The 16,644-nt window shown below is 64.7% G+C and carries 18 protein-coding genes and 1 tRNA gene; 4 read left to right on the top strand and 15 right to left on the bottom strand.

Annotation, left to right across the window (positions count from 1 at the left end; all coding sequences use genetic code 11):
* Positions 1–138: 138 nt before the first annotated feature.
* The 8 genes from rpe to ABIB91_RS14445 all read right to left on the bottom strand — a co-directional run bounded on the left by rpe (position 139) and on the right by ABIB91_RS14445 (position 8,881).
* Complete coding sequence (rpe, locus tag ABIB91_RS14410; protein ID WP_354161985.1) at positions 139–876, bottom strand: ribulose-phosphate 3-epimerase; 738 nt, start codon at positions 874–876, stop codon at positions 139–141.
* Positions 873–1,808, bottom strand: coding sequence for a CbbX protein (gene cbbX / locus ABIB91_RS14415; RefSeq protein ID WP_354161988.1), 936 nt, complete (start codon positions 1,806–1,808; stop codon positions 873–875). The genes rpe and cbbX overlap by 4 nt, the downstream gene beginning before the upstream one ends.
* A gap of 98 nt (positions 1,809–1,906) precedes the next feature.
* Entirely contained in the window at positions 1,907–2,314 is a 408-nt protein-coding gene (locus tag ABIB91_RS14420) for a ribulose bisphosphate carboxylase small subunit (protein ID WP_007594833.1), read from the bottom strand.
* A gap of 11 nt (positions 2,315–2,325) precedes the next feature.
* Positions 2,326–3,786, bottom strand: a complete 1,461-nt coding sequence (locus ABIB91_RS14425; protein ID WP_027516500.1) for a form I ribulose bisphosphate carboxylase large subunit — start codon at positions 3,784–3,786, stop codon at positions 2,326–2,328.
* A gap of 31 nt (positions 3,787–3,817) precedes the next feature.
* Positions 3,818–4,903: a class II fructose-bisphosphate aldolase gene (gene fba / locus ABIB91_RS14430; protein WP_354161993.1), complete on the bottom strand. Its 1,086-nt coding sequence runs from the start codon at positions 4,901–4,903 to the stop codon at positions 3,818–3,820.
* A 14-nt stretch (positions 4,904–4,917) separates the two neighbouring features.
* Positions 4,918–6,939: a transketolase gene (gene tkt / locus ABIB91_RS14435; RefSeq protein ID WP_354161996.1), complete on the bottom strand. Its 2,022-nt coding sequence runs from the start codon at positions 6,937–6,939 to the stop codon at positions 4,918–4,920.
* Between the two features lie 16 nt (positions 6,940–6,955).
* Positions 6,956–7,831: a phosphoribulokinase gene (locus ABIB91_RS14440; protein WP_007594842.1), complete on the bottom strand. Its 876-nt coding sequence runs from the start codon at positions 7,829–7,831 to the stop codon at positions 6,956–6,958.
* Positions 7,832–7,843: 12 nt separating this feature from the next.
* Positions 7,844–8,881, bottom strand: coding sequence for a class 1 fructose-bisphosphatase (locus ABIB91_RS14445; RefSeq protein ID WP_007594848.1), 1,038 nt, complete (start codon positions 8,879–8,881; stop codon positions 7,844–7,846).
* Positions 8,882–9,002: 121 nt separating this feature from the next.
* Here ABIB91_RS14445 and ABIB91_RS14450 point away from each other — a divergent pair, with 121 nt between their 5' ends.
* On the top strand, positions 9,003–9,968 hold the full coding sequence (locus ABIB91_RS14450) for a LysR family transcriptional regulator (RefSeq protein ID WP_219678637.1): 966 nt from the start codon (positions 9,003–9,005) through the stop codon (positions 9,966–9,968).
* A 257-nt stretch (positions 9,969–10,225) separates the two neighbouring features.
* Here the strand turns inward: ABIB91_RS14450 and ABIB91_RS14455 are convergent, their stop codons facing one another.
* From ABIB91_RS14455 to ABIB91_RS14480, 6 genes are all read right to left on the bottom strand, one after another.
* Positions 10,226–10,435 carry a hypothetical protein gene (locus tag ABIB91_RS14455; protein WP_007594851.1) on the bottom strand — a complete coding sequence of 70 codons (210 nt, stop codon included), beginning with the start codon at positions 10,433–10,435 and terminating at the stop codon, positions 10,226–10,228.
* A 138-nt stretch (positions 10,436–10,573) separates the two neighbouring features.
* Positions 10,574–10,993, bottom strand: coding sequence for a hypothetical protein (locus tag ABIB91_RS14460; RefSeq protein WP_007594853.1), 420 nt, complete (start codon positions 10,991–10,993; stop codon positions 10,574–10,576).
* 139 nt (positions 10,994–11,132) lie between these two features.
* Positions 11,133–12,326, bottom strand: coding sequence for an MFS transporter (locus ABIB91_RS14465; RefSeq protein ID WP_354127345.1), 1,194 nt, complete (start codon positions 12,324–12,326; stop codon positions 11,133–11,135).
* Between the two features lie 53 nt (positions 12,327–12,379).
* On the bottom strand, positions 12,380–13,000 hold the full coding sequence (locus tag ABIB91_RS14470; protein ID WP_035993264.1) for a TetR/AcrR family transcriptional regulator: 621 nt from the start codon (positions 12,998–13,000) through the stop codon (positions 12,380–12,382).
* A gap of 411 nt (positions 13,001–13,411) precedes the next feature.
* On the bottom strand, positions 13,412–14,371 hold the full coding sequence (locus ABIB91_RS14475; RefSeq protein WP_219678645.1) for an N-carbamoyl-D-amino-acid hydrolase: 960 nt from the start codon (positions 14,369–14,371) through the stop codon (positions 13,412–13,414).
* A gap of 191 nt (positions 14,372–14,562) precedes the next feature.
* Positions 14,563–14,976, bottom strand: coding sequence for a hypothetical protein (locus ABIB91_RS14480; protein ID WP_219678647.1), 414 nt, complete (start codon positions 14,974–14,976; stop codon positions 14,563–14,565).
* Positions 14,977–15,234: 258 nt separating this feature from the next.
* Between ABIB91_RS14480 and ABIB91_RS14485 the strand changes: the two genes are divergently transcribed.
* The 3 genes from ABIB91_RS14485 to ABIB91_RS14495 all read left to right on the top strand — a co-directional run bounded on the left by ABIB91_RS14485 (position 15,235) and on the right by ABIB91_RS14495 (position 16,342).
* A complete protein-coding gene (locus ABIB91_RS14485) occupies positions 15,235–15,414 on the top strand; it encodes a hypothetical protein (RefSeq protein WP_502916976.1) in 180 nt (59 codons plus the stop codon).
* A gap of 156 nt (positions 15,415–15,570) precedes the next feature.
* Positions 15,571–15,795, top strand: a complete 225-nt coding sequence (locus ABIB91_RS14490) for a hypothetical protein (RefSeq protein WP_007594875.1) — start codon at positions 15,571–15,573, stop codon at positions 15,793–15,795.
* A gap of 220 nt (positions 15,796–16,015) precedes the next feature.
* Positions 16,016–16,342, top strand: coding sequence for a hypothetical protein (locus ABIB91_RS14495; protein WP_219678648.1), 327 nt, complete (start codon positions 16,016–16,018; stop codon positions 16,340–16,342).
* 201 nt (positions 16,343–16,543) lie between these two features.
* Here ABIB91_RS14495 and ABIB91_RS14500 read toward each other — a convergent pair.
* A tRNA-Pro gene (locus ABIB91_RS14500) sits at positions 16,544–16,620 on the bottom strand.
* Between the last annotated feature and the right edge of the window lie 24 nt (positions 16,621–16,644).

A 16,644-nucleotide genomic window follows, 5' to 3' on the forward strand; every position in this document is an offset into this window, starting at 1 on the left:
CGCGCTTGACCCGCTTCTAGGCAAACGCGTGTTGCGCCGAAAGTTCCAATCAGCGCGGACTCAATATGTCTGGTGGAAAGTGGCAGGCCCTGGCACAGCCCATTCGGGTACCGGCTCGCTCCGCCTGTATCCCATAGCCTACCGGATGAGCGCGGGCTCACCGGTCCGGATCGTCTGCGCCGCACTATGTTGCAGCTCCGGAACCCTGCCGGCTTCCGCAGCAGCGCGGATGGCGGCGATGTTGCCGGCATAGTCTGCGCTGCTCTTGCCGCGAAACACGGCGGAGCCCGCCACAAGCGTATCGGCACCCGCAGCGGCCACGGCAGCGGCATTGTCGCGCGTGATGCCGCCGTCAACCTCGAGCCGGATGGGCCGGTCGCCGATCATGCTTCGAATACGCCCGATCTTCTCGAGCTGGGACTCCAGGAAGGACTGGCCGCCAAAGCCCGGATTGACCGTCATCACCAGGACGAGATCGAGACGATCGAGCACATATTCGATCGCGCTTTCGGGAGTGGCGGGACACAGGCTGACACCGGCTTTCTTACCGAGCGCGCGGATGGCCTGGAGCGAGCGATCGAGATGCGGACCGGCTTCGGCATGCACCGTGATGACATCCGCGCCGGCCTTCGCGAACGCCTCGAGATAGGGATCGGCCGGCGCGATCATGAGATGCACGTCGAATATTTTCTTCGTCAGCGGCCGGATCGCCTTGATGACGTCCGCGCCATAACTGATGTTCGGAACGAAATGCCCATCCATGACGTCGCAATGAATCCAGTCGGCACCCGCAGCGTCGATCGCCGCGATCTCCTCGCCGAGGCGGGCGAAATCCGCAGCCAGGATCGACGGCGCGATGAGGATTTCTCTGGTCATGGCTTCGCACTCCCCTGCGCGTCCGCAACGCCGCTAAACACGCGGCTCGCCAGGACGTCCATGGCATCGATCGTTTCGAGGTCGGCGATCTCGAGCATGCGATCGAGATCGGATACCAGGCGATCGGCCTGCCGCAGGCGGATGCGGTCGACGGCATTGCGGATCGAGCGTGCATTCGAAAAGAACGGCTGGGTCCGGCGTAGCGCAATGTATTTCTCGAAAGCTTCGCGCGCCGCCGCCGAGAGGCGATAACCCCGTTCCTTCAGCATCAATTCGGCGATGACAAGCAGCTCGGCTTCCGCATAGTCCGGAAAGTCGATGTGATGGGCGATGCGCGAGCGGAAGCCGGGATTGGAGGCGAAGAAGCTGGTCATTCGCTCGCCATAGCCGGCAAGGATGACGACGAGGTCCTCGCGCTGGTTCTCCATCACCTGGAGCAGTATCTCGATCGCCTCCTGGCCGTAGTCGCGCTCGTTGTCGGGACGGTGCAGATAATAGGCCTCGTCGATGAACAGCACGCCGCCCATCGCCTTCTTCAGGATCTCCTTGGTCTTCGGCGCGGTGTGGCCGATATACTGGCCGACGAGATCGTCGCGCGTCACCGAGATCACCTGCCCGCGCCGCACGAAGCCGAGGCCGTGCAGGATCTTTGCCATGCGGAGCGCAACGGTCGTCTTGCCGGTGCCGGGATTTCCGGTGAACGACATGTGCAGCGTCGGCGGCGACGAAGCCAGTCCCGCACGCTGCCGGATACGTTCGATCAGCAAGAGCGACGCGATCTGGCGCACGCGGTTCTTCACCGGCTTCAATCCGATCAGCTCCTGCTCGAGCTGTTGCAGCGTGCCGGTGATTCCAGCCGCTTCGGCCTCCTTGCGGAGATCGAAACTGGTCTCGCCGGGCTCAGTGGTCATGGCGTGGGGAACATCCAGCATCGGCACCTCGAAGAAAAGGGCTTCGCCGCGGGGGAGCGGCGAAGCAGTGGTCCGCCAAGGAAACGGAGCAGGGAGTGCTCCGCGCGGAGGAGAATGAGTTAGGTTGGCGCGTGCGCGGGCTGCCGACGCACGGTGGTGTAGCGGATCGCGCGTCCGCCCACCTCCTGCCGCACCAGCTCGAACTCGGCCTCCTGCGGCGGGCGGTTGACGATGAACGAGATCCGCACCGACTCCCAGCCGTGGCTGGAGTCGAAGCCGCTGAGACGGATGTAACGGTCGCCATACACTCTGCGGCATTCGGCGAGCTCCATCATCACGCCGGCGGCGTCCTGGAGATCGAACATTGGCAGGCCCCACATCTCCCAATAGGTGTTGCGGGGATGCGGATCGTCGGTGAACTCGATGTTCACCGCCCAACCGTTGGTCAGGCAATACTGCACCTGCTTGGTGATCTGGTCGTCGGTCAGATCTGGAAGGAACGAGAAGCAGCCTTGGGTCAGCTTCATGTCAAATCTCCTCAAACGGTTTCGAGCGCGGTCGGCACGAAGTCCGGCGTGTCGGTGGATTCATAATTGAAGGAGACGTCCTTCCAGACCTCGAGTGCGGCTTTCAGGGGCGTGCAGGTCTCGGCCGCCCTGGCCAGGATCTCCGGACCTTCGTGGACATAGTCGCGGCCCTCGTTGCGGGCGAGGATCATCGCTTCCAGCGCCACGCGGTTGGCGATCGCGCCGGCCGCGATGCCCATGGGATGGCCGATGGTACCGCCGCCGAACTGCAGCACGACGTCCTCGCCGAGCAGGTCGAGCAGCTGGTGCATCTGGCCGGCATGGATGCCGCCGGAGGCGACCGGCATCATCTTGTTCAGGCTCGCCCAGGACTGGTCGAAGAACAGACCGTGTTCGAGTTTGGTCGGGTTGAAGTCCTCGCGGCAAACATCATAATAGCCGCGCGTAGTGTTCGGATCACCTTCGAGCTTGCCGACCACCGTGCCGGCATGGATGTGGTCGACGCCGGCAAGCCGCATCCACTTGGCGATGACACGGAACGACACGCCGTGGCTCTTCTGCCGCGTGTAGGTCGAGTGACCGGCGCGATGCAGATGCAGGATCATGTCGTTGCGACGCGCCCATTTCGCCATCGACTGGATCGCGGTGTAGCCGATCACGAGGTCGATCATGACGATGCACGACCCGAGCTCCTTCGCGAACTCGGCGCGCTCGTACATGTCCTCCATCGTTCCCGCGGTGATGTTCAGGTAGGTGCCCTTCGCCTCGCCGGAGGCCGCCTGCGCGCGGTTCACCGCCTCCATGCAATAGAGGAAGCGGTCGCGCCAGTGCATGAACGGCTGCGAGTTGATGTTCTCGTCATCCTTGGTGAAGTCGAGCCCGCCCTTCAGCGCCTCGTAGACCACGCGGCCGTAATTGCGGCCCGAAAGCCCGAGCTTGGGCTTGACGGTGGCGCCGAGCAGCGGCCTGCCGAACTTGTCGAGCCGCTCGCGCTCGACCACGATGCCGGTTGCCGGTCCCTGGAACGTCTTCACATAAGCGACGGGGAAGCGCATGTCTTCCAGACGCAGCGCTTTCAACGGCTTGAAGCCGAACACGTTGCCGATGATCGAGGCCGAGAGGTTGGCGATCGAGCCCGGCTCGAACAGGTCGAGGTCATAGGCGATGTAGGCGAAATACGAGCCCGGCGTGCCCGGCACCGGATCGACGCGATAGCATTTTGCGCGATACTTCTCCGCGGCGGTCAGGCGATCGGTCCACACCACCGTCCAGGTCGCCGTCGAGGATTCGCCGGCGACAGCGGCCGACGCCTCGATCGGATCGACGCCCTCTTGCGGCGTGACGCGGAACAGCGCGATGACATCGGTGTCCTTTGGCACATAGTCAGGCTCCCAATAGCCCATGCGCTTGTATTCCATCACGCCCGATCGATATCTTTCCTTGCCGCGGACGGTTCCTGCGTGTGCGTTCATAGCTCTCTCCTGCTCTTCTCTCTCTGAATGATTAGGCTGCGACAGGGTCGCGGGCGTCGACGCTCGGATCGAGTTCTCCGGCGCGGTAGCGCCGCGCCATCTCGCTCAAGGGAACGACCTTGATCCGGCTGGCGTGTCCTGCGGTCCCGAACTGCTCGAAGCGCTCGCGGCAGAGCTCGCGCATCGCATCCATCGCGGGCTTGAGGAATTTGCGTGGATCGAACTCCGAGCGCGTTTGCGCCGCAACTTTGCGGAACACCGCGGTCATCGCCAGTCGGCAGTCGGTATCGATATTGACCTTGCGCACGCCGCTCTTGATGCCGCGGACGATCTCCTCGACCGGCACGCCCCAGGTCTGCGGCATCTCGCCGCCGAACTGGTTGAACATGTCCTGAAGCGGCTGCGGCACCGAGGAAGAGCCGTGCATCACGAGATGCGTGTTCGGCAGCCGGCGATGAATCTCCTCGACCACCCGCATGGCCAGAATGTCGCCGTCCGGCTTGCGGCTGAACTTGTAGGCGCCGTGCGAGGTGCCCATCGCGATCGCGAGCGCATCGACCTTGGTGGCGCGGACGAAGTCGACCGCCTGGTCGGGATCCGTCAGCAACTGATCATGGCTGACCGTGCCTTCGACGCCGTGGCCATCCTCCTGCTCGCCGCCGCCATGTTCGAGCGAGCCGAGCACGCCGAGTTCGCCTTCGACGGAGGCGCCGACCCAATGCGCGAGATCGACGACGCGGCTGGTGATCGCGACATTGTACTCGTAATCGGCCGCGGTCTTGGCGTCGGCCTTGAGCGAGCCGTCCATCATCACGGAGGTGAAGCCATGCGCGATGGCGGAGGCGCAGGTCGCCTCGTCATTACCGTGGTCCTGGTGCATGCAGAGCGGGATGTCCGGATAGGTCCGCTCCAGCGCGTCGATCATGTGCGAGAGCATGAGGTCGCCGGCATAGCTGCGCGCGCCGCGCGAAGCCTGGATGATGACGGGCGCATCGACCTCGGCCGCCGCCTGCATGATCGCGATACCCTGCTCCATGTTATTGATGTTGAACGCCGGCACCGCGTAACCGTGACTGGCGGCGTGGTCGAGCAGTTGGCGAAGGGTGATACGGGCCACGACAATTCCTCCTGTTATTGCTTGCCTGTGCGGGCCATCGCCCGCCGGGCGGCTTCCGCAACGCTTTGTGGCGTGATGCCGAATTCGCGGTAGAGCACCGGGGCCGGCGCTGAAGCACCGAAGCCGCGCATGCCGACGAATTCGCCCTCGGTGCCGATCCAGCGATGCCAATCGCCGGCGACTGCCGCCTCGATGCCCACCCGGGGCACAGTGCCGAGCACGGCAGCGCGGTAGTCCTCCGGCTGCTCCTCGAACAACGCGAAGCAGGGTGCGGAGACCACGGCCGCGCGGATATGCTCGGTGGCAAGCAGGCGAGCCGCTTCCAGCGCAGTCGAGACTTCCGAACCTGTTGCAATGAGCGTCACGTCTCGGCCGCCGTCCGGCGAAACAATCAGATAGGCGCCGCGTGCGACGCGGTTTCTTCCACGGACATCGCTGCGGAAGGTCGGCAGGGCCTGACGGGACAGGCACAGCACGGAGGGACGATTTTCAGCTTGGAGCGCGCAGTCCCAGGCTTCCAGCGTCTCAACCGCGTCGGCCGGCCGGAACACAAGCAGGTTCGGAATGACGCGAAGCGCTGCGAGATGCTCGACTGGTTGATGCGTGGGGCCGTCCTCACCGAGACCAATGGAGTCATGGGTCATCACATGAATGACGCGGATCCGCATCAACGCCGCAAGGCGGATCGCCGGCCGGCTGTAATCAGAGAAGGCGAGGAAGGTGCCGCCATAGGGAATGAAGCCGCCGTGCAGCGCGAGGCCGTTCATCGCGGCCGCCATGCCGTGCTCGCGGATACCATAATGGATGTAATCGCCGGCGAACGCGTCGCGCTTGACCGGGGTCTGCGCCTTGGCATGCGTCAGGTTCGAATGCGTGAGGTCCGCCGAGCCGCCGACAAATCCGGGAATCGTCCCTGCGATGCCGTCGAGCACCTGTTGCGACGCCTGCCGCGTCGCAAGCTTCGGACGCTCGGTGGCAAAGCGTTCGCGCAATTTCGCCGAGGCTTGGGCATAGGCGTTCGGCAGGGCAACCGTCTTGCCCTCGACAAACAGATCGCGCTGCTCGGGCGTCGCGCATTCATAGCGATCGAGCCAGGCGAGACGCGCGACCTGCCCGCGCTGCCCGATCATCCGCCATGCTTTCAGGATCGGGATTGGCACCACGAAGGGCTGATAGTCCCAGCCGAGCGCTCGCCGCGCCGCTGCCGCCTGCTCGGTGCCGAGCGGCGCGCCATGCGCCTTCTCGGTGCCCTGACGATCCGGCGCGCCATAGCCGATGATGGTGCGGCAGGCGATCAATGACGGTCTTGTGCTCTCACGCTCCTCGGCGATCGCCTGCGCAACTGCTTCGGGATCGTGCCCGTCGACACGGCGAACCGACCAGCCGGAGGCAGCGAAGCGCGCGAGCTGGTCGTCGGAGGTCGCGAGCGAGGTCGGGCCGTCGATCGAGATGCCATTGTCGTCGAACAGCACGATCAGGCGGCCCAGCCCGAGATGGCCGGCGAGCGAGATCGCTTCCTGGCTGATGCCTTCCATCAGGCAGCCGTCGCCGGCGATCACATACGTAAAGTGGTCGACGAGGCCATCGCCATGCCGCGCATTGGCCATGCGCTCGGCGAGGGCCATGCCCACCGCGGTCGCAATCCCCTGCCCCAGCGGACCGGTCGTCGTCTCGACGCCCGGCGTGTGGCCATATTCCGGATGCCCCGGCGTCTTCGAGCCCCATTGCCGGAACGCCTTGATGTCATCGAGGCTGAGGTCGCCGCCGGTGAGATGGAGCAATGCATAGAGCAGCATCGAGCCATGGCCCGCCGACAGCACGAAGCGGTCGCGGTCCGGCCAATTGGGGTGAGCCGAGTCGAATTTCAGGAAGCGCGAGAACAGCACGGTCGCGACATCGGCCATGCCCATGGGCAGGCCGGGATGGCCGGACTGCGAGGTCTCGATGGCATCGACCGCGAGAAAGCGGACGGAATTGGCGAGATCGTTGTGCGTGACCGCCGTGAGGTCGGCGTCGGCGTGGACGGAGATGTTCATCGGATCCTCCCCTCGTTCACTTCAGGTTTCGCTTGCGCTCGATCAGCTGCATGATCAGCGGCGTCAGGATGAGCTGCATGGCGAGATCGAGCTTCGCGCCGGGGCAGACGATCGAATTGGCGCGGGACATCCAGCTTTGCGGCAGCATCGAGAGCAGATAGGGGAAGTCGATGCCGCGCGGATTCTTGAAGCGAATCACGACCATCGATTCATCCGGCGTCGGGATCCAGCGCGCGATGAATGGATTGGAGGTGTCCACCGTGGGCACGCGCTGGAAGTTGATGTCGGTTTCGGAAAATTGCGGGCAGATGTAGTGGATGTAGTCGGGCATCCGCCGCAGAACGGTGTCGGTGACGGCCTCGGTCGAATAGCCTCGCGCACTGCGGTCGCGATGCAGCTTCTGGATCCATTCGAGATTGATGACGGGCACGACGCCGATCTTGAGGTCGGCATAGCGCGCGACGTTGACCTTGTCGGTGACGACCGCGCCGTGCAGGCCTTCGTAGAACAGCAGATCGGAGCTCTCCGGCAGTCGTTTCCATTCGGTAAAGGTGCCGGGTGCGGCACCATGCAGCGCGGATTCCTCGGCATCGTGGACGTAGTGCCGCGTCATCGCTGTGCCGCTCTCGCCATAATCGCGGAACGCCCGCTCCAGCTCCTCGAACAGGTTGGTCTCGGGGCTGAAATGGCTGAAATGCCTGTTGCCGCGATCGGCCTCCTTCGCCATCTGCGTGCGCATTTCCGCGCGATCGTAGCGATGGAAGGCGTCGCCTTCGATGTAGGCGGCGTTGACCTTCTCGCGGAAGAAGATCTGCTCAAAGGTCTTCTTGACCGACGTGGTGCCGGCGCCGGAAGAGCCGGTGATGGAGATGATCGGATACTTCCTGGACATAGGATGCCTCGCTCACAGCCGGAAGAAGCCGCGCCGCGCGAACAGCGGTGCGGAGACGCTGGCGACCAGCAAGGGATCGCAATGCAGCTCCTCGACACGCTGCACCTCGTTGCTCGAGCCCATGATCAGCGGCACGCGCTGGTGCAGGCTCTGCGCCGAGAGTTCGAGGATGCGCTCGCGCCCGGTCGAAGCCGAGCCGCCGGCCTGCTCGATGATGTAAGCCATCGGGTGCGCCTCGTAGACGAGGCGCAGGCGGCCGTCGCCATAACCGGGCCGTGCATCGGAGGGATAGAGGAACACGCCACCGCGGGTGAGGATGCGATAGGCCTCGGCAACCAGCGAGCCGACCCAGCGCATGTTGAAATTGTGATTGGCCTGCCCTTCCACACCGGCGAGGCATTCGTCGACGAAGGCGCGCACCGGCTGTTCCCAATGCCGGCGGTTCGAGGCGTTGATCGCGAACTCCTCGCAGGTCTCGGAGATCTGCACGGCGCTGCGGGCGAGACGGAAGCAACCGGACTTGCGGTCAAGCGTGAAGATGTCGACACCCTCGCCAAGCGTCAGCACCAGCGAGGTCTGCGGACCATAGGTGACGAACCCCGCCGCGAGCTGCGCCGAGCCGCGCTGATGGAAGGCGAGCGTGAGATCATCGGGCGCGGGCAGGATCGAGAAGATCGTGCCCACGGTCATGTTGATGTCGATGTTGGAGGAGCCGTCGAGCGGATCGATCGCGACGCAGATCTTCGCCGCGCGGTCGCCGATCTGAGGTTCGCGCATCTCCTCTGATGCCAGTGCCGCGATCGGCAGCTTGCCGAGGCAGCGGCGCAGGATCGCGTCGGCCTGCACGTCGAGATCGCGCTGGACGTCACCGTCGCTGTTACGGCCGGTGGTCAGGCCCGATGCGTCCGCAAGGTCTCCCGTCGCGATGAGATCGGCGATCTCGATCGCGGCTGCCGCGATGGCGTCGACCGCGGCCGCCACGGCCAGCGCATGCGGCGCCGTCTCGGAATACCGCTGAAGGTGGTCGTCCAGCCTGAGTTGCCCGGTCATCTGCGTCCATCCCCTTGCTGGTGCCGTATCCAGTTCCCTCCCCGCTGGAGGTCCGGTGCGGTCAGTGCCAACAACGATGAGATTGACAGGGGCGGCTTAATAAGGAAAATTTCTATTCATAATGAGTGCCAAAGAATTATCTTATAATGCCTCAGCACAGCTCCGGCATCTGACGATCCGGCAGCTTCGCTCGCTCGCGGCGCTCGCGGCCAAGGGCAGCGTCACGGCCGCATCGACCCAACTCGGCCTGACGCAGCCGGCCGTGACCCAGCAACTGCGCCAGCTTCAGGATCTCGCCGGACTGCCGCTGCTGCAGCGGACCGGCGACGGCATGCTGCTGACGGAGGCGGGCAAGGAGGTGCTTACCCTCGCCGAGCGGGTCGAAGCCGCAATCGCCGACTGCCAGGGCGCGCTCGACCTGCTTGCGGGGCGGACCGGCGGCACGGTGCATCTCGGCGCTGTCTCGACTGCAAAGTATTTCGTGCCGCACGCGATCGCGGCATTCTCGAAGCGGTATCCGAAGATCGAGCTCAAGCTCACGGTCGGCAATCGCGAGGAGATCCGCGAGGCCATGCACGGCTACGATCTCGATTTCGCGGTGATGGGTCGGCCACCGGCCGATGTCAGCGTCGACGTCCGTCAGCTCGGGCGCAATCCGCACATCATCGTCGCGCGCAAGGGGCACTGGCTGGAGAAGGATTCCGGCCTCAACCTGACCGACCTCGTGCACGAGACCTTCCTCACCCGCGAGCCCGGCTCGGGCACGCGGACACTGATGGAAGGCATGTTCCAGAGGTCGGATCTCGAGCCGATCATCGGCATGGAGATGAGCAGCAACGAGACCATCAAGCAGGCTGTCATCGCCGGGCTCGGCATCGCCTTCATCTCGGCCCACACCGTGGCGCACGAGCTCACCGAGGGCCGGCTGATCGTGCTCGACGTCGCGGGCCTGCCGATCGTGCGGCAATGGTACGTGATCCGCCGCAGCGACAAGGTGCTGTTGCCACCGGCGCAGGCGATGTTCGATTTCTTGGGATCGGAGGGGTCGAACTATCTTCCCGAATTGCCCGAACTCGGCGCGCGATAGCCCGTCGAATTTCAGCCCATCAGCTTCATCGCGACCGTGGCCGCGAGAATGACGATGATCTGGAGCAGGCGCTCGGTCGTGAAGATGCGGTTAAAGGTGGTCATCGCTTGCCCCGGCCGAATTGGGATGTCTCGGTCGGGACGTTGCTAGCACAGGCGGGCGTCGAGAGAACTCCGTAATCGCCCCGTGGTCTCCGTACGCGACCCGACGACCGGCCCCTCGGCGGGCCTGCCCAAGCCCGCGCCGATGGTTAACGATCAGGCCGCACGCGTCGCGGCGTAGTCCATCCGCGCGGCAAAATAGGCTTCCAGCTCCAGCAGCGCCCGCGCTTCCCAATCCTTCGCCTGCTCGAGCAGCGACCAGCTCTGGCCCGGACGGAATGCAGCGGTCTGGCGATAGAGCGACGCGATACCGCGGTAGCGGCGCACGTTCTCCAAGATGGCGTGACCGGTGATTTGGCCGTTCATGTCCGAAAACTCCCTCGTCATTCCCGGGGGAGAAATTGCGGCCAAATCTTTTTCGAAAAGTTAGCGCCGCACAGCAAGCGTGCGAATGGTTTCCGGACTGTTGCCTGCGCGCAACGTGCGCGACCGCGCAAGGCCGATCTATTGCGAATTCGTTGCCGCGCTCTCGCTCCGCGGCTTCAACCCGCCGCGGCTGATGATCGCCATCGTCGCACGGCAGAGATCGGCAAGGCCGATCACCAGCACGGCGAGCAGGCAGAACAGCTTGATGGAATCGGCATGCGCGCTGGTCAGCGAATTGAACTCGAAGAAGGGCGGCATGAACGCCCACCACACCAGCGGAATTGTAAGCACCGCGGCGAACGCCGCCGCCGGCGCGCCCGCGACAATGCCGAGCACGAACAGGCTGGGTAGGAACGCCGCGAAATAAAGTTTTGCGCCGAGCGCAACACAGACGCCCTGGAGCGCAGCCGACATCGCGACAACGACGAATCCAAGCAGAAACGCCTGCCACGACCATGGTCGTACCCGCGGTACGCCAACCAGCCCCGCACGCCTCATCAGCCTCCCCCTGCCGCCCGTTAACCAGGCTCGCTTGCGACCAAAGTACTACAGCGGCAGGGAAACTGCGAGGTGGAAATTGCCGGCCGGACGGCCTTGGTAAACGGGCCGAATCGCGCAATCTGGACCACCGCGGCCGCTACTCGGTGGCCGCATAGATCAGCCCTGCGACGGGCAACGCGAGGCCAATGGCCGATGCGAGCGTCCAGCCGCCTTGCGCAAACGCCCAGGCGCCGACCGCCGAGCCCGCCGCGCCCGCCGTGAAGAACGTCGCCATGTAGAGGCCGTTGAGGCGGCTGCGGTGCTCATGCCCCAGCGCGAAGATCGCGCGGAAGCCGAGCACGACGTTGCCCTGCACGCCGATGTCGATCGCGATCGCGGCCACGACCAGGCAGGCGAGGTTCAGCACCGATCCGGCCGCGCCGACATGCGTGATCAGGAAGCCCACGGCCGCGAGCAGCAGCGCGACCAGTGTTGCCATGCGGCTGTGGCCGCGATCGGCAAGCCGCCCCGCGATCGGCGCCGCGAACACGCCGGCGACACCGGCGAGCGCGAACAGCGCGATGCCGCTCTGGGTGAAGCCGAACTCGCTCGCGAGCAGCAGCGGCGTCACGGTCCAGAACAGGCTGAAGGCGCCGAACAGGCTGGCCTGGTACAGCGCGCGGCGGCGCAGCAGCGGCGTGGTCCGCGCCAGATGCGGCATCGACAGCAGCAACTCGCCGTAATGCATCCGCGCGACCGGCTTACGCTTCGGCAGCGTCATCCAGAGCACGGCTGCGAGCACAATCATCAGCGCGGCCGAAGAGAAGAACACCGCGTGCCACGACAGCATCGCCGTGACGAAACTCGACACCGGCCGCGCCAGCATGATGCCGAGCATCAGGCCGGTCGAGACGTTGCCGACGACGCGGCCGCGAATGGCTGCCGGCGCCAGATGCGCCGCATAGGGAATGATGATCTGCACCGCGACCGAGCCGAGCCCGATGAACAGCGCGGCGATCAGGAAAGGCAGCGCGTGGGACGCGAACCCCGCGGCGAGCAGGGCTGCCGCGCCGAGCGTGATGACGGAGCAGATCAGGGTACGGTTCTCGACGAGGTCGCCGAGCGGCACGATGAAGAGAAGCCCCACGCCGTAGCCGATCTGCGTCATGGTGACGATCAGCCCCGCCGCTTCATGCGACAGGCCGAGCGCGGCGCTGATCGGGGCGATCAGCGGCTGGGCGTAATAGATGTTGGCGGCGACCATGCCACAGGCCGCGGCAAGCACGAAGGTCAGGAGCTGCGACACCGCATCCGGATCCGGCGCGGTCTCGATCGTGGCATTCATCGTCATTCACACAGTCTCCGAACTATAGGAAACGCTTGTTCCCTAATATGACAAAAAATTCAGGCGAGCAGCTTCATCGCGACAGCGACCAGGCGCTTGCCGTCGAGCGAAAGGCGCGCCTTGCCGACCACGCGCAGACCCTGCGTGATGCAGATCATCAGCCGCGCGGTGTCGTCCGCGGCGACATGGCGGGGTATAGAGCCGTCGGCCTGCCCCTCGCGAATGAGGCCGGCGATGAAGCCTTCGTTGGTTTCCAGCCGCGCGCTGACGAGGGCGGCGACCACCGGATCGACCGCGGACAATTCGACGGCGCTGCCGACCACGAGGCAGCCGCGCCGCCCCTCGCTGCCCTGGGAATGCTCTACATACGACAGCAGCATGTTGCGCAGCCGCTCGCGGCCATTGGCGCCTTTCGCCGCCGCGCTACGCGTCTGCTCCTGGCGCAGAGCCACGTAGCGCTCGAAGGCGGCGAGAAACACCGCATGCTTGTCGCGAAATGCCTTGTAAACGCTGCCGGTCGCCAGCCGCATCGCCGTGGTGAGATCGCCGATCGAGGTGGCATGGTAGCCGCGCTCGGAAAACACGCGGACGGCCCTGTCGAGCGCGGTGTCCATGTCGAACTCCCGGGGACGGCCGGGCGGACGGGCAATCGGCTGGGATTTGCGGGCGGTCTTTTGCATTGCGGAATAATAGGGAATGATTGTTTCCGAATAAAGACACTTGGTTGTGATGAGATCACGGATCAAACTGATGGCTCAGGCGTCGTCCTGGCGAAGGCCAGGACCCATTATCCAGGGAGGGGTTTGGCGGACATTCGTTCGGTGGGATTGATACCGCGTCAAATCGCTTGACCTCGCGGTATGGGTCCTGGCCTTCGCCAGGACGACATTTGAGATTGTTGCGCCTGACTGCCGCGACATGGCCAATTCCGAGCGAAGCACGGGATAGCATCGCCTCTAAGCGGCGGCGGACTGACAGGGGGCGACACAGGAAGTCCCGTAGCCCGGATGGAGCGCAAGCGTAATCCGGGAAGGTGCGAACGCCGCGCGAGCGGCCCCGGGTATCGCTACGCTCACCCGGGCTACAGGAGATCACCCCGTCGTTCGCACCGGCGTTCCATCCGCCATCATGGTCACGCCCTTCCGTTCGACAATCATCCCGTAGGCCTGCGGCTGACGGTGAACGTCGAAATTGAAGGTGGTGCGCTTGTAGGAGTTGCAGAGATCGAGATCGCAGCGGGCGAGCGCGATCTCGTCGCTCTTGGTCGTGCATCGCGCGATGATCTCGCCGGAGGGCGCGATGACGCAGCTTCCGCCGATGTGGTCGACGCCCTCCTCGACACCCGCTTTGGCGACGCCGACCACGAAGGTGCCGTTCTGGTACGCGCCGGCCTGCATCACCAGATGATTGTGAAACAGCGAGAGATCGTCATGCTCGGGCGCGGGCGGATTGTGCACCGGCGTGTTGTAGCCGATCATCACCATCTCGACGCCCTGCAGGCCCATCACCCGATAGGTCTCGCTCCAGCGGCGGTCATTGCAGATCGCCATCCCCATCACGCCGCCAAAGGCCTCGGTCACGCCAAAACCATCGCCGGGCTCGAAATAGCGTTTTTCCAGATGCTGGAATTCGCGCCAGGGCTCGTGCTCGGCATGCCCGGGCAGATGAACCTTGCGATACCTCGCGACGATGGCGCCGCTCTTCTCGACCAGGATCGAGGTGTTGTAGCGCCTGACCATTCCGGCCTCGACCGTCAGCTCGGCATAGCCAAGATAAAATCCGATGCCGATCTCGCGCGCGAGATCGAACAGGCCTCTCGTCTCCGGCCCCGGCATCTCCCGCTCGAAGAAGCTGTCGATCTCGGCCTGATCCTCGAAATACCAACGCGGAAAGAACGTGGTCAGCGCGAGTTCGGGATAGACGATCAGGTCGCAACCGTTTGCGTGCGCCTGGCGCATCAAGGCCATCAGGCGCGCCACGACCGCGGTTCTGGTCTCGGTCCGCGCCACAGGGCCAAGCTGGCCGGCCGCAACAGTTACAAATCTCGCCACGAATCTTTCCCTCGTCCGCTTCCCGGGTCAGGTCGCGGCAGAGCCTATCGCGCGATGCGCCGCGCGCACAGCCCCGCTGTCCGGCACGGTGCCCAACCGAGAGGCAGCCCGACCGTTCCGCGGGAAGCGCCGAGGATGAATTGGGATTGATCGCATCCACGTCGCGCGCAAACACCCTCACAGGGCGCCACTCACCATTCTGCGGCGACGGGCTCGTTGAAGAACTGACTGCGCGCCACCATGCGCGACGGCTGGCGGCGCCGATGCCGCTCCGCGACGCGCTTGTTCGGAGAGGCCGCCTTGGCCTGCCTGGGCTCCGCGGCGGGCTGCGCCGCCATGGCAAATGCCTGGCGCGTACCGTCCGGCGCGACTGGCGCCGCCGCGTCTGACGTTGACGCCACAGTTTTGGTCAACGGAATCTGTCGCACGTTGGTGTCGAAGACGATCTTCTCCGGCCAGGTCTGTGCAGAATGAATTCGGGCGATCGAGAGGTCCGGTCCGGTTTCGGCGGCGGCGCTTACGGGGCCGGCGAGGTAGTAGTCAGCGAGGTACAGGAGGGCGAGCAGAGCGCCGCCGGTGAAGACGAAATAGCGGATGAGCGGCATGGGTCCCTCGATCGCCTCGTTGTCGAGGCCCCTGCAGCAACGGGAAAAAGTGGCAATCGTTCCGGTGCGCCGTCGAGCAATCGCGCGAGACGCTCAGCCGCCCACTGGCATTCCGCTTGCTGCACGGCAGTCAAATCCCTCAGACCCGCAGTGGGTCTGTCTCATCGTGAGGCGATCATGCACCCGACGTCCCGTTTCGAAGCGACCATGCCGACACAGCTCCATGCATTGATCTCCGACCTGCGCTGGCGCCTGCGAATGATCGACGCCGACATTCTGGAGGAAGAGCGGAAGGCTGGAATCTGCGATCCCCAGAACGTCGCCTATCCCATGCTCGCGCACAACCTGCGGGCTCGACGCGAGAATATCCGGGTGAGCGTCGCCATTCTCGAACGCCGGCTTGAAAAGCAATCGACCGAGTGGCCGCGCGCGGCCTGATGCGGCGACGGGCCGAGCTCCAGACGCACGCTAACACGAAGGAACTCCCGTTGCCGATCTGCAACGGTTCCCGTCCGTCTGAAGCCGGACAAAAGAAACTCCCATTGCGGCCACGAACCCCTCTCACAACGCCGTGAGACGAGCAGGGGAACGACGATGCGTGCGCAACGAGTCTGGGTGGTGAACGGGGCTGCCAGCGTCGAGCAGTTGCAGACCAGATTGGACGATCTGAACAAGCGGCTCGGTCAACTCGAGACCCAGCACCCCGAGAGCTGGAAAGTCGAAGAGCTCAGATCGAGCGCCCTCAGCCTGTCGCGCGAAATCGACGATATCCGCTGCGCCGAGGCGACGGCCGCACTGAGCGAGCTGCTGCGGAAATAGCCGCGGTTCGCGATTCGCCCGTCGCGCAAGGAACCAACGCCGCCTCCCCGCCATTGCCATGCCGAGCATGGAGCAAGATCATGACCAGGCACCTGACGCGGGCCGATCTCGTGCGCGGCGTGGCCGGCGCGGTATCCACGCTGGTCCTGTGCGCGACGATGGCCTTCACCATCGCGCGCCACTTCGCGCTGTAGAGCATTTGGGCTGTGAGGTATTTGCGATGACGTCCGACCCCGAGGAATCGGTCAGGCTGCAAGGCTACGGCGAGATGACGTTGCGCACAGCCGTCGCGACGCTGATGGCGCTCGCACCAGGCGAACGATCCGACGCAGCGATCTTCCGCGTCCGCGATGGCGTGCGGCTCGCATCGAGCGAGGTCGCAGAGCTAGCGTCGGAATGGGGCATCACGCCAACGCCGGAGATCAGGTCGCCGAACCTCGTCCCGGAGCAACATTGGACACACGTCGTTCGCGGCATGGTGCGCGAGGCGCCGCTGCCGGCGCTGATGGTGGCGTTCATGATCGGCGTGCTGGTGGCGCGGCGGTAGTCCTCTGACCTAGCTTACAACGCCGAGTCATTGATATCGGCAAATGCCGAGCCATGCCGCTCACACAAGCCGCCCTGCCCGGCCAAATCGGCCGTGGACCCGCCCCGAAAATCGTTGCAAGAAGGCGCTCCCGGGCGCCGGCGGCCGGTCCGCCAAGCCTTTGGGAACGAGCCTTTAGGAAAACGTCGACTTTTGGAAGATTGGTCGGAGTGGCAGGATTCGAACCTGCGACCCCTGCGTCCCGAACGCAGTGCTCTACCGGGCTGAGCCACACTCCGACAAGAGGCCGGCTTATAGCGTCG

This window comes from Bradyrhizobium sp. JR4.3 (assembly GCF_040547695.1).
Lineage (GTDB): Bacteria > Pseudomonadota > Alphaproteobacteria > Rhizobiales > Xanthobacteraceae > Bradyrhizobium > Bradyrhizobium canariense.